At 71.7% G+C, this 13120-nt stretch carries 12 protein-coding genes and 1 pseudogene; 1 reads left to right on the top strand and 12 read right to left on the bottom strand.

Annotation, left to right across the window (positions count from 1 at the left end; genetic code table 11):
• From A2U95_RS20245 to A2U95_RS20230, 4 genes are all read right to left on the bottom strand, one after another.
• On the bottom strand, positions 1-1671 hold a 1671-nt coding region (locus A2U95_RS20245), incomplete at its 3' end, for a phosphoketolase (RefSeq protein WP_240957384.1).
• 495 nt (positions 1672-2166) lie between these two features.
• Entirely contained in the window at positions 2167-2625 is a 459-nt protein-coding gene (locus tag A2U95_RS32785) for an adenine nucleotide alpha hydrolase family protein (RefSeq protein ID WP_240957383.1), read from the bottom strand.
• A gap of 233 nt (positions 2626-2858) precedes the next feature.
• On the bottom strand, positions 2859-3299 hold the full coding sequence (locus A2U95_RS20235; RefSeq protein ID WP_166024521.1) for a pyridoxamine 5'-phosphate oxidase family protein: 441 nt from the start codon (positions 3297-3299) through the stop codon (positions 2859-2861).
• Positions 3300-3782: 483 nt separating this feature from the next.
• Positions 3783-4706, bottom strand: a complete 924-nt coding sequence (locus tag A2U95_RS20230; protein WP_108953389.1) for a carbamate kinase — start codon at positions 4704-4706, stop codon at positions 3783-3785.
• Positions 4707-5636: 930 nt separating this feature from the next.
• Here A2U95_RS20230 and A2U95_RS20225 point away from each other — a divergent pair.
• Complete coding sequence (locus A2U95_RS20225; protein ID WP_166024519.1) at positions 5637-6365, top strand: hypothetical protein; 729 nt, start codon at positions 5637-5639, stop codon at positions 6363-6365.
• Positions 6366-6642: 277 nt separating this feature from the next.
• Here A2U95_RS20225 and A2U95_RS33400 read toward each other — a convergent pair whose 3' ends face one another.
• The 8 genes and pseudogenes from A2U95_RS33400 to A2U95_RS33575 form a co-directional block, all read right to left on the bottom strand.
• Entirely contained in the window at positions 6643-7062 is a 420-nt protein-coding gene (locus tag A2U95_RS33400; protein ID WP_277350946.1) for a transposase, read from the bottom strand.
• Positions 7063-7424: 362 nt separating this feature from the next.
• On the bottom strand, positions 7425-7931 hold the full coding sequence (locus A2U95_RS20215) for a flavodoxin domain-containing protein (RefSeq protein ID WP_108952047.1): 507 nt from the start codon (positions 7929-7931) through the stop codon (positions 7425-7427).
• Between the two features lie 13 nt (positions 7932-7944).
• Complete coding sequence (locus tag A2U95_RS20210; RefSeq protein ID WP_166024517.1) at positions 7945-8676, bottom strand: CBS domain-containing protein; 732 nt, start codon at positions 8674-8676, stop codon at positions 7945-7947.
• A 204-nt stretch (positions 8677-8880) separates the two neighbouring features.
• Positions 8881-9738, bottom strand: coding sequence for a universal stress protein (locus A2U95_RS20205; protein ID WP_166024515.1), 858 nt, complete (start codon positions 9736-9738; stop codon positions 8881-8883).
• Positions 9735-10766 carry a zinc-dependent alcohol dehydrogenase gene (locus A2U95_RS20200; protein WP_166024513.1) on the bottom strand — a complete coding sequence of 344 codons (1032 nt, stop codon included), beginning with the start codon at positions 10764-10766 and terminating at the stop codon, positions 9735-9737. The genes A2U95_RS20205 and A2U95_RS20200 overlap by 4 nt, the downstream gene beginning before the upstream one ends.
• Before the next feature lie 27 nt (positions 10767-10793).
• Positions 10794-11729: a universal stress protein gene (locus A2U95_RS20195; protein ID WP_240957382.1), complete on the bottom strand. Its 936-nt coding sequence runs from the start codon at positions 11727-11729 to the stop codon at positions 10794-10796.
• A 283-nt stretch (positions 11730-12012) separates the two neighbouring features.
• Entirely contained in the window at positions 12013-12921 is a 909-nt protein-coding gene (locus tag A2U95_RS20190) for a universal stress protein (protein ID WP_166024511.1), read from the bottom strand.
• Between the two features lie 119 nt (positions 12922-13040).
• Positions 13041-13120 (bottom strand): annotated as a pseudogene (locus tag A2U95_RS33575) (DNA-binding response regulator); the annotation flags it as partial.

The raw sequence follows: 13120 nt of genomic DNA, 5'->3' as shown, positions 1-13120 counted from the left end.
GACCTCGGGGCTCTTGTTGAGGATGTGGTCGACGAAGCCCGGGTCCTGGTGCGAGAAGCCGTTGTGGTCCTGCCGCCACACGTGTGAGGTCAGCAGGTAGTTCAGGGAGGCGATGGGAGCGCGCCAGGGCATGCGGCGGGTCACACGCAGCCACTTGATGTGCTGGTTGACCATCGAATCGACGATGTGCACGAACGCCTCGTAGCAGGAGAACAGCCCGTGCCGGCCGGTCAGCAGATAGCCCTCCAGCCAACCCTGGCAGGTGTGCTCGGAGAGGATCTCCATCACCCGGCCGTGACGATCCAGGTGCTCGTCCACGTTCCGGGTCTCCGCCTGCCATGCCTTGCCGCTGGCGCCGTAGACGGCCTGGAGCCGGTTGGAGGCGGTCTCGTCCGGCCCTACCAGCCGGAAGTCGCGGCGGTCGGTGGTGCCTCGCATGACGTCTTCGAGCAGGTCGCCGAGGACGCGGGTGGGTTCGTGCAGGGTCGCTCCGGGTTTGTCGACGGGGACCGCGTAGCGCTCCAGCGGCGGCAGGGGCAGTTCACGCAGCAGCAGTCCGCCGTTGGCGTGTGGGGTGGCGCCGAGCCTGCGGGCGCCGTCCGGGACACAGGCCAGGACGTCCGGGCGGGGGCTGCCGTGCTCGTCGAACAGTTCTTCAGGGCGGTATGAGCGCAGCCACGTCTCCAGCTCCCGCAGGTGGTCGGGGTTGTCGCGGACGGCTGACAGCGGGACCTGGTGGGAGCGCCAGGTTCCCTCCACCGGCAACCCGTCGACCTGGGCCGGGCCCGTCCAGCCCTTCGGTGTACGCAGCACGATCACCGGCCAGCGGGGGCGCTCGGTCGTACCGTCCTCGCGTGCGGCCCGCTGGATCGCGGCGATGCGGTCCAGGGCGGTGTCCATGGCCTGCGCCATGGCTCGATGCACGGAGGCCGGGTCGTCGCCGGTGACATGGACGGGGTCGTGGCCGTAGCCCCGGAGCAGTTCGTCGAGCTCGGGCTCCGGGAGCCGGGCGAGAACCGTGGGGTTGGCGATCTTGTAGCCGTTGAGGTGCAGAATCGGCAGGACGGCGCCGTCGTGGACGGGGTCGAGGAACTTGTTGGAGTGCCAGGACGCCGCCAACGGCCCCGTCTCGGCCTCGCCGTCGCCGATCACGCAGGCCACGACCAGATCGGGATTATCCAAGGCGGCACCGTAGGCGTGCGCGAGTGAGTAGCCAAGCTCGCCGCCCTCGTGGATCGAGCCGGGGGTCTCGGGTGCGACGTGGCTGGGGACGCCGCCGGGGAACGAGAACTGCTTGAACAGGCGGGCCATGCCGGCCGCGTCCCGGGTGATGTCGGGATACGTCTCGCTGTACGAGCCCTCCAACCATGAACCCGCAACCACCGCGGGACCGCCGTGACCGGGGCCCCAGATACACAGCGCGTCCAGGTCACGGGCCCGGATGACGCGGTTGAGGTGGGTGTACACGAGGTTCAGGCCGGGTGAGGTGCCCCAGTGGCCGAGAAGGCGCGGCTTGACGTGCTCGGGGCGCAGCGGATCGGTCAGCAGAGGGTTGGCCATGAGGTAGATCTGGCCGACGGACAGGTAGTTCGCGGCGCGCCAGTGGGCGTCCAGCGTCCTCAGCTCGTCGTCGGTGAGTGGGGCAGACGCCTGTTGCGGGTCGACGGACATCCTGGGTTCCCTTCCGGATCGGGGTCGGTCGGAGGTATATGCGGGTCCGTACGTCCCCACCTTCCCCCGTTCGCCGGATCCCCGACAGGGTCGACCGGGCCATCCGCCTCGTGCGGTCTGTCATCGGGCCGTCGGCACCGGCAGGGGCATTGGGCGTGCTGCAACAGGACCTCCGCGACCGGGCTGAGCGACGGACTGAGCCGGCCCGCGTGCTGCCGCGTCCACGACGCCGGCCTTGTGGGTACCCGCCATCAGAGCATGGGCCGGACCGGTGCGGACCGTGCGGCTGGCGGCCGCCACCTCGGGGTACGCCTCGCGCAGGCGGGCGATGCTGAACCGTGGGACGGCTTCTTCCGCCCGGTCGTGGCGGGCCTGGCGCTCCTGGCCGGGACTTGCCGCGGCAGTCAGCGACGGCAGTTCGGGGGTGATGTGCCGGTGCGTCGCTGAGTGCAGGACGCGCAGCCGGGCCCGCCACGTGCCGCCTCCTCGAAGGCGTCAGCGGCTGCGGCCTCGTCGGTATCGCTCCCCAGGCCGAGCAGCACCTCGCGCTGCTTTTCGCAAGGAATGGCTACCGCGGGCGACCACCGACGGGTGCACGCGTGCGGCCAGTCGCCGGCTCACCGAGCCGGCCAGTAAGCCGGTGACACTGCCGAGCCCGCGGGTGCCCACAACGGTGACGGCCACGCCTTCGCTCCCCGCTGCCAGTGTTGCGACGGCACCGCCCTCCATGGCGCTGGTCTCCACCAACAGCACCGGGGTGGCGTTCGTGGACCCGCTCGGCGGCCGGGGCCAGAACTGGCCCTCCTCGTCGCGTTCAGCCACGGCGTAGACGATACGCAGCGCGGTGCCGCGGCGCACCGCCTCCTCGGCGCCCCAGTCCAGGGCGCCCCAGTTCAGCGCCCGTACCGCGACCAGCGAGCCGTCCATTCCGACGACCACATGATCATCAGTCATCGCCCTGCTCCCGTCCGTTCCTCCCCCTGGAGGGGGCGAGTGCAGTAACGCACTGGTCGGCCGGTCGGGTGGACGTGGATGTGGATGTGGTGACGTTTTCACGAACGATGCTCATCGTCCGCGAACGCTGCAGGCAGAGGCCGACAGAAGCCGACTGCACGCCGTCCGGCCCGCTTCGTCTGGCCGGTGGGCCCTGTGCCCCGACGGATGGGGGAACGGGAGGGACGAGACGTTCAGGCAGTGAGGTCCACGCCGTACAGGCTGCGTCCGCCGACGACCTCGCGACCGGTGACCAGCTCCGGCTCGATGCGGATGAAGACCTCCTGCGACGCGGGCACCCAGGAGACCGGTCCCGTGCGAGCGAGGCGCTCATGCTCGGCAGGGTCGGTCACCACCGACGCCGAGCCCGTCACGACGACGCTCCAGCCTGATTGCCGGACCGCGTCGACGTCGTCGGCCTCGAAGGCGACGACCGCTCCGTCGATCGCACGGACCAGTTCCGAAACCGCGGAGGTGCACAGCAGGACCGTGCCATCGCCATCCAGGCTGAAGTTGACCGGCAGCACGGCGGGCAAGGCCTGGCACGTGTAGACGATGCGGCCGACGGGCACCTTGGCCATCAGCCGGAGACACTCCTGCCGCCCGCGTTCGCGGAAACCATCATTGGGGTCCATGAGCCAGCCCATCCTTCGCCTGGTACAGCATTTTCGCGTCCTTCCACCCTGGACCAGGTGAGGCCCGGAGGTGAGGGGCCATGGGTCCCGGCCATCCCGGAGAACGACCCGTGGCACACCCCGGTCGAGGGCCGTGAGGACAGCCGCACGGGCCGTCGGCCCGTCGCGTTGGCAGAGGCGGTCGTGGGTGATGATGCCCCGCCCCATGGAACGGGTCCGGGTAGAACCGGGTGGCAGAGCACCGGCCCGATCCACCCTTTCGTCTCTGCCTGCTCCCCCTCGTGTCTGCTCGGCCCGCGCTGAGGCCGCAGGACCGTCGATGTGGAAAGCCACGCCCTTCGGAGGGACACGCGGGCGAGTCACCATCCGAAGTGGCGTCCTCACATGACGCGGCGAGTTGCGTCCCGCGACCACAGCAGCCCTGGTCGCAACGCCGACCCTCGCAGCCCCGCCCATCCACGCTTTCGTACAGCCACGGGCCTGTCAGCCAACGGTCAGATCCCGGCGCACAAGCGTTCCCGACCGCCCGTGCACGATTTCGTACGCCGCGTCGCGGGCGCCGATGGCGGCCAATGCTCCGGTGCGTTCGACGAACCGGGCTGCGGCCTCCGCCTTGGGGCCCATGGAGCCGGCCGGGAAGTCTCCCCGGCGCAGGTCGTCGGGCGTTGCGTCGAGGATGGGCTGTGGGTCGCGGGTGCCGTAGCCGGCGTAGACGCACGGCACGTCGGTGAGGATGAGCAAGAAGTCGGCCCCGAGGTCTTCGGCGAGCAGGGCCGCCGTGAGGTCCTTGTCGACGACTGCCTCAGCGCCGGTCAGTGCACCGGTGTCGTTGTCGGCGGTGACGGGCACGCCTCCGCCACCGGCGCAGATGACCAGGGCACCGCTGCCCAGAAGTTCGTGAATGGTTTCGGTCTCCAGGATCCGTTCGGGCGACGGTGAGGGGACCACGCGGCGCCAGCCAGTGTCGTCCTTGGCGATGTGCCAGCCCTGCTTGCGGGCGAGCGCTTCGGCCTTCTTGCGGGAGCACACCTGGCCAACGAACTTCGTGGGCCGGACGAAGGCAGGATCATCGGCCCGTACGAGGGTGTGCGTGACCAGCGCGGCGATCCGACGCCGCGGCAGTGCGTCGTGCAGCGCACGCACCAGCAGCGAACCGATCATGCCCTGTGTCTGGGCGCCAAGCAGGTCCAGCGGATACGGAGCGCTCAGCCCCGGATCGGCGGCGCTCTCTTCGGCGAGCAGACCGATCTGCGGTCCGTTGCCATGAGTGATGACGATCTCGTGTTCGAGAGCGAGGCCGGCGATCGCGGTGGTCACCCGGTCGATGTTCGTCTCCTGCACGTCCGCGTCAGGGCGTTCGCCCCGGTGCAGTAGGGCATTGCCGCCGAGGGCGATGACGATGCGCATGGGTTTGGTCCTCCAGGGTGGCCACGATGGGGGCGCGAGGGTGTGCAGCCGGTTGTCTGCCTGGCCCGAGGCGGGCGAAGGCACAAACCCTGGCAGTTCCCCCGTCTGGGTAGCAGGTATTCAGGAGGTGACGGGTCGGCCGGGGACAGCGGTCGAGCGGGGCGGGCTGTGCGTACAGGGGTGCCCGGGTGGCCGGTGGCTGCCGGCGTCCTGCCGCGGGCTTGCGCTGTGGCTCCGGTTTCTCCTGTCCGTCGATGTAGGGGTCCGCTCGAGTCAGCGGGGGGACTCTGGCTCTCGTCGGCGACAGGTCGTTGGTGCGCACGACGTCGCTGCGTCCCTGGCGTCAGTGCGTCGAGCGCTGCACTGAGCACGAAGGTGACCGCCGTGGAGCCCGCCAGGAGAACTGAGAAGCGCTTCCAGGGCTCTGAGGTCAGTGGCGTAGTCACCATGCCTCCCGTCGCCGCGTCGTCTGTCGTCTTCATCGAACATCCAGAACCCTTCCGGCAGAGGATGCCGAAGGACCCGGACATGGTGCCGGAGGGCCCAGCCACGGGGCGCCGCCGAGATCCCGACAGAGATGGGCGGACCGGCCCGCTCGGTGCTCAGATGATTCTTGAAGACGCAGGGCCCTTCTGCTCTGGGGCCTGACGGAAGGGCATGCGCACGGGATGCACGGTCTGCGTGTATCGGTTCAAGCCATTCGACAACGGCATGATCTGCGCCTCCGCGCAGGCCGACATCCGGACACGGTGATCCCCATCGAGTCACTCGCTGGGTTCCGCGACCGTCTCGTTCTCCAACTGGCCGGTGTGCTTAGCGAATGTACGCATTTCGAGTGACGCGACCCCTGCCGCGTTATGCCATCTTCTTCCGGATGTGACCCAGGTGCCAACGTGCCCGGGCGCTGGTATCGGAGGAGCGGGAATGAGAGTGGACGGACTGCGACGAGTCCAGGCTGTCGTGGTGGCGCTTGCTGCGGTGGCCCTGCTGGCCGGCTGCGGAAGCGGCGACGAAGCGACCGGAGACGGCGGAAGCGGCGCCGTGACCGAGGACTCGGCAAAGGGGACGGCGTCGGGAAGACCGAACGACGGCCCGCTGAACGCTGCTGCCCTCGAGAACGCAGCGGTCACCGAAGCGGACCTGCCCGAATACACTTTCACCGTCTTCAAGCAGGGCACCGTCCTCGGCAGCAAGGGGAAGCCGGCCAAACCGGCGGCCTGCCAGCCCATGGAAGACATCCGGCTGCGCTCCCCCGAACCGGCACCGACCGCTGCGGCAGCCCGCTCCGTCCACCCGAAGACGGACACGAAGGCCACCGACATCACGCTGTACGCCTACGCCAAGGCGGCCGACGCAGAGGAACTCCTCACCCGTGTCCGTGACGCGGCGAAGAGCTGCACCGGGTACGAGGACGACATGGGCCTCAACCCGACCGTCACGGCCCTCCCTGTCCCCGACCCGGGTCCGGCCGATGAGGCGTTTGCCTTCAAGCGGGAGTCGTCGGGAACAGCGCACTGGTACCGGGTGACGCGTAGCGGCTCCAATGTAGCCGTCTTCAGCTGGCAGAGCCTGGTCGCGCACAAGAGCGCGGGCGAGGCCCCGGACGAGGTGATCACCGCCCAGCTTGAGAAGCTGACGGAGACAGCGGGTACGGGCTGAGTTTCTTCAATGCGCGGATTTCTTCCCGGTTGTCCATACGGCCACAGTAGGCGTGCCGCGCGTTCCCTGAGAGACCCTGCTGTTACCTCCATAGGCAGTAACCCCCGACGCTCCCCTGCACGACATTGTGCGCACGTCAGGGCAACCGCACTCCGGTGAGGAGGTTCAGCTCGTCGAGCAGGGCATCCTGGAAGCCGGGGTCGGAGGCGGCCGCAATGGGCGCCCGGCGGCGCCGGTGGAATCGTCGACGACTGGGCACGGCGAATCGCCGACGACCTCACGCGCGGCAGCATGGGCGACTGACGCGGTCCCCGCCCCCCGGGCTCCGGTCCGCCGCGGCAAACATCCGCACAGACAGGAGCCGTCGGCAGCGTGCTGATGGACCCGCTGATGGTGGAGCGACCGACAACCAGCACTGGGATGTCCCCGGCCGTGTCCTTCTCGGCCTGGACGACCCGCAGCATGCGCGAGAAGGCTCCGTCCAGAGCCTCGGCCTGCGGAAAGGCGTGCACAAGATCTGCCGGGAGCCGTACCGTTCCGGCACATCGCGCCAGGCCGATCCGGTCCCCGGTTTCCACGCGATCCCGTTCAGCACCACCCGGTCGTCCGAACGAGGCCGTCCCGCGACCCCCGAACTCGGCGGTAACCGCGACAACACCGCCCACTCGGCAACCGAAAACTCATGACGACGCACCATGACAAGCACGGCCCCTCATGCCATGGAGACTTCTGCAGACGGTTCCCGGCGCCGCAGCGGGCGGCCGGGCATGCGGCTTCACGAGGCGGCGCGCTCTGTGCCGGTGTCGGCGGTGGCCGGGAGGTCTGCCTACAACCAGGCAGAGAGCGGGCGGCTCGACGGGCGAATCGTCGCCGTTACGGACGCCGCGCCTTCTTCGAGGAGGGCAACCGCGCCAGCAGCCGGGTAGGGCCACGGGTTCACGGCCATGGCCGGCTCGGGATGACGCGGCACCACGGGCGGCCGTGTGACGGCCAGGGCCGTCATGTCGTCCAGGGCGTGTCGAGGAGGCTCGGCCGGCCGTGCACGGTAGCGCCCTTGCCTCACCGGCCGGGCACTACGGCGAGCGCCTTCGCCACGTCGGCCGCCCAGCTCTCCACGGCGTCGAAGTCGCGGAAGTCCCCGCCCTGCCCGTTGCGCAGGATCATACGAGCCATCCAGCCCTGCGCGCCCTCCTGCAGGCAGCCCCCGAAGGTGACGTGTCCGTAGGCGTCCAGCCGTGTCATGGCCCTGTGGACCCAGGGTACGGGAGGTATCTCACGCTGCGAGGCCGTGGAGTCGAGCGGGCCGCTGCTGAAGAACCACAGCGGACGCGCCGCCAGCGCCCGGCGGTGGCGGCGGACGAAGCGGCGGGCGTCCTTGTGCCATTGGCCGAGATACAGCGCGCCGCCGACCACCACGGCGTTGTACGCGGCCACGTCGGTCACCGACGCGGCGGGCAGCGCCTCGGCGTCCAGGTCCGCCTCCTGCAGCGTCCTGGCCACGCTCTCGGCGATGCGTGTCGTCGATCCGTTGGTCGTCCCGTAGGCGACCAGCACCTTGGCCGTCATGACGGTCCCTCCTTCACAGCCGGCGCAGCCAATCTTCGCCGCCTCCGTGGGCAGCCGCACTCTCGGGCTTCAACCGGGAGTCGTCGACGCGGTGGCCGAGCTGATCGACGACGGCGACGACACCGTCGATCTTCCGGGCCATGGACACGGCGGCCTCCGCCTCGCTCCGGCGCTCCAGGCGTCCCCGCAGGGTGACGACGCCCTCGGCCACGAAGACGTCGACGGCCCGGGAGGACAGCCACAGTCCGTTCTCCACCACCTCACGGATCACCTTCTCCCTGAGGGCCTCGTCGGTGCTCAGGAAGACCTTCAGCAGGTCGCGCCGGGTGACGATGCCGACCAGTCTGTCGGCCTCGTCCAGCACCGGCAGCCGGTCGACGTGCCGCCGCACCATGGTCCGGGCGGCCTCGGCGACGCTCTCGTCGGCGCGCACGGTGACCGGCGAGGGGGTCATCAGGCCGCCCGCGGTACGGGCCCGGGCCTTGGCCGCGTACCGCCGGGCGGCGGGCGTCAGGGAAGGGAACCGGAACCTGCGGGCCGGTTCGTAGGGAAGGGGGGCCTTCGCCTGGTGGGCCATCAGGTCCGACTCGGAGACGACGCCGATGACGTGCGCCTCCTCGTCGACCACGGGCAGTCCGCCGATCCGGTGTTCGGCGAGCAGCCGGGCGACCTCCTTGAACGGGGTGTCGTACCCGGCCCGGACGACGTCGGCGGTCATGACCGCACCGACCTTGGTCTGCTTCATTGCGGTTCCTCCTGGACGTGAGCGGTGCCGAGACGGGTCATCGCCGGTTCGGCGCCGGCCGTGTCCGCACGTCGAGCACGGTGACCCCGGCCGGGAACGGCGGGGACGGGACGGAAGTCGCCTCAGCGAGGACGCCACCCTGGGCGGGTCCTGCTGACGGCGGAGGCGACGGACGGGTCCGGGACCAGGACCGCGATCCGCCGATCATGGGTCGGGCACGACGACGACGGGGCACTGGCCGTGGTGCAGGACCTGGTGGGCGACGCGCCCCAGATGGGGACCGAGGTGTTTCGGACGGCGGCGGCCGATCACCAGCAGGCCGGCCTCCTGGGAAGCGGCAAGCAGCATCCTTCCTGCCGAACCCTCGACGGTCCGCCGTCGCAGCTCAAGGTCCGGTGGGGCGTCGGCGAGTGCGGCGCGCAGCTGGCCGGCGGCGCGTTCCGCGTGCATCCGCTCCGGGTCACCCGCGAGCAGCGGGTGGTCGGCCGTCCGGTGAGAGGGGCAGCGCCAGGCCCGTACGGCGGTCAGCGGGACCTGGCGCCGTTGTGCCTCCTCGTAGGCGAAGCGCAGCGCGGCCGTCGGAGTCTCGGTCACCCCGACGACGACGCCGGTGTGTCGCGCGTCAGGGTTCCGGTCGCCGCGGGCCACGACGACCGGACAATGCGCGCGGGTGGCCACGCTGAGGCTGACGGACCCCAGCAGGGCGTCGGCGACGGCGCCGCGCCCGCGGGTGCCGACGACCACGGCGAAGGCGGAGCGGCTCTCGTGGATCAGGACGTACTCCGGTTCCTCCACGGTCACCTCGGTGGTGACGGAGAGGCCCGCCCGGCGTCGCACCGCCCGCAGCGTGGCGACGCGGAGGATGTCCTCGCCGCTCACTCCTCCGGGCAGCTCGCGGACGTCCCGGGCGAGTGCGGGCCCTTCGTGGCGTTCCCGGAGGCAGGCGTGGACGAGCCGCAGGGGCAGACCGTGCAGGGCGGCCTCGTCGGCCGCCCGGTCGACGGCCCGCAGACTCTGCTCGGAGCCGTCGACGCCGACGACCAGAGGCGGGTGCGGGTTCATCCCTCCCGTCCTTCGGCGCCGAGGTCGAAGACGATGCGGGCCTTGACCTCGCCGCGCAGGACCTCGTCGACGGCCTCGTTGACCGCGGTGAGCGGCCGGGTCTCGCGGACGACCCGGGTACGGCCGGCGGCGTGCAGCCGGAAGACCTCGGCGAGGTCCTGCCGGGTGCCGACGATGGAGCCGATCACCGAGGTCCCGTTGAGCACGGTGTCGAAGATCGGGATCTCGAGCGTGCCGTGCGCCGGCAGGGCCACCATGACCAGCTTGCCGCCGCGCCGCAGGCCGGAGTTGACGGCCGCGAAGGCGGCCGGGTCCACGGCGAGGGCGAGGGCCGCGTGGGCGCCGCCGTGCCGTTTCAGCTCGGCGGCGACGTCCTGGGCGCGGGCGTCGATGACGATGTCGGCGCCCAGTTCCCGGGCCAGTTCGAGCTTGTCGTCGGTGACGTCGATCGCGGCGACGGTGGCGCCGGCGATCTTCGCGTACTGGACGGCGAGGTGGCCCAGTCCGCCCACGCCGGAGACCGCGACGAGCTGGGCGGGACCGACGCCCGCGACCTTGAGCGCCTTGTAGGTGGTGACGCCCGCGCAGGTCAGCGGGGCGGCGTCGAGGGCGCTGACGCCGTCGGGCACGGCCTGGGCGAAGTCCGCCCGGGCCAGCATCTTCTCGGCGTATCCGCCGTCGCAGCCGTAGCCGGTGTTGACCTGGCTCGCGCAGAGGGTCTCCCAGCCGGACAGGCAGTGCTCGCACCGCCCGCAGGCGCTGCCCAGCCAGGGGACGGCCACCCGCTCCCCGACGGACAGGTGGGTCACGCCCTCGCCGAGCCTCTCGACGATGCCGACGCCCTCGTGACCCGGGACGAACGGCGGAACCGGCTTGACCGGCCAGTCGCCGTGCGCGGCGTGGATGTCGGTGTGGCACAGTCCGGACGCCTCGAGGCGGACGCGGACCTGTCCGGGACCCGGCTCGGGGTCCGGGCGCTCCTCGATGACGAGCGGCGCCCCGAACTCCCTGACCACTGCTGCCTTCATGGTTCTCTCTCCTTCCGGCCGGCCGCGTCAGTCGTGGGGGACGACGGCGACGGGCGCGGTGGCGTGGTGCATGACCGCCTGGGCGACGGATCCGATGTGCGTGCCGAGCGGGCCGCGGCGGGTCCGGCGGCCGACGACGACCAGCGAGGCCTGGCCGGAGGCGTCGATCAGGTGCTCGGCGGGACCGCCCTGGCGGGACGCCTCGACGACCTCGACGTCCGGGTACTTCTCGCGCCAGGGCCGGAGCGTCTCGGTGAGCGCGGCGGCCTGGTCCCGGGCGATCTCCTCGAAGGGCTCGATGCCGGGAGCGGCGCTGTACAGGTAGTAGGGCGCCAGGTTCCAGCCCTGGACGACGACGAGCGGGGCCGTGCGGCGCAGCGCCTCCTCGAAGGCGAAGGCGATCAGCTTCCCGTCGGGGGCGCCGGTGTCCAGTCCGAGGACGACGGGCCGGAAGCCGGTGGTCTCGGACGGCGCGCCCGTGACGTCCGCGAGGTGCTCGTCGGCGGCCTTCTCCCCCGCCCGGACCAGGACCACGGGCGTCCCGGTACGGCCGGCCACGGAGCGGCCGACGGATCCGACGAGGAAGCCGGCGAGGCCGCCGAGCGCCCGGGAGCCGAGGACCAGCAGTTCCGCGTCGCGGGCTGCCTCGAGGAGCACGTCGGCCGCGGCGCCGCCCGGCTGCTCGGTGTCCACGTCGACGCCGGGGTGCCTGGTCCTCAGCTCCTGGGCGGTCTCCTGGGGAAGGCGTTCGGCCCAGTGGCGGTGGGCCTCGAGCGCCTGGCGCAGGGACTCGCCCATCGGCTCGGGCACCGGCTGCCGGACGTGGACCAGCTTCACCGCCGCGCCGCGCAGCGCGGCCTCACGTGCCGCCCAGTCCGCGGCGGCGCGGCTCTCGGCGGAGCCGTCGAATCCTACGACGATCGTTCCGGGCGTGGAGTCCATGATGTGCTGGTGCACGGCCATGACGGGTTTCCCTTCCGGGGAGGTGGTCCGGTCGTTCCTGACACCCCTCACTCTCCCGCCCGTCCACGCGCCGCACCGGGTGCCTGATGGGTCACCGCACGGGACCGAACGTCCCTCGCCCGTCGGGACGTTCGGCCACCGGGTCCCGGACGGGAGGCGGCCGCGGCCGGACGACACCGCCCCGCCACGGGCGGGACCGTGGCGGGGCGGTGAGGTGGTGACGGGGGCCGGTCGGGGATGGCGGGAAGGGGCGGCTCCCCGGCGTCGGATGACCGGGTGCGGGTCACTCGTGCGGGACGACCGCCACCGGAGCGGTGGCGTGGTGGAGCAGCGCCTGGGCGACCGGGCCGATGTGCGCGCCGACCGCGGACCGGCGGACGCGCCGGCCCACGACCACCAGGGCGGCGTCGCGGGAGGCGTCGACCAGGTGGGCGCCGGCTCCGCCCACGACGGCCTGGCTCTCCACCTGCACGGCGGGGTACTTCTCCCGCCACGGGGCCAGGACCTCGGACAGTTCGCGCGGTACCCGCGCGGCCATGTCGTCCCGCACCTCGGGCAGCAGGTCGCCGCCGTAGTGGTACGGCGGAAGGGTCCAGCCGTGGACGACCCGCAGGGTGGCGGCGCTCCGCGAAGCCGCTTCGAACGCGAACCCGATCACCGCGCCGCTGGGTTTCCGCAGGTCGAGCCCCAGCACGATGTCGCGGCGGACGGTGTCGCCGTCACCGCCGGCCGCCCGCCGCCCCTCCCCGGTGTGCGCTCCGGGGCGCACCAGGACCACCGGCCGTTCGCCGGCGGCCAGGACCGCCAGCGAGACCGACCCGAGCAGGAAGCCCGCGACCCGGCCGAGACCACGGGAGCCGAGCACGAGGAGCTCGGCGTCCCGCCCGGCCTCCAGCAGCGCCGTGACGGGCTCACCGGCCAGCTCGTCCGCGTCGATCCGCAGGCCGGGGTGGCGCTCGGCGAGGTGGGCCCGCGCCTCGTCCAGGAGGCTGCGGGCGTACTCGCGACGCACCTCGGCCGACGGCACCGGCACGCCCGTCCCGGTCGCCGGCGCGAACACGGGGGTCTGCCAGACCGAGGCGTTCACCAGGCGCAGGGGCAGGTCGCGCGACAGCGCTTCGCGGGCGGCCCAGTCGGCGGCGGCCACGCTCTGCGGGGATCCGTCCAGGCCGACGGTGATGGGGCGGGTCATGAGGAACCTCCTTCGGGTTCCTCCAGTCTTCGTCCGCCCGCGCGCCGGAGGCAGAGACCACTGGTCCCCCGCGCTTCGGCCGCTGGTCCCCCGCCGGGGGCCGAGGGTCCCTGCCCCGTTCAGTCGCCCTGCTGCCGCAGGCGGTCCTTGGCCTGGGTGGCGATGACGGCCGCCTGGATCCGCCTCTCGACACCGAGCT

This window comes from Streptomyces chilikensis (assembly GCF_001642695.1).
GTDB lineage: Bacteria > Actinomycetota > Actinomycetes > Streptomycetales > Streptomycetaceae > Streptomyces > Streptomyces chilikensis.
The sequence above is the reverse complement of the archived record's forward strand: the minus strand, read 5'-3'. Positions and strand labels throughout refer to the sequence as shown.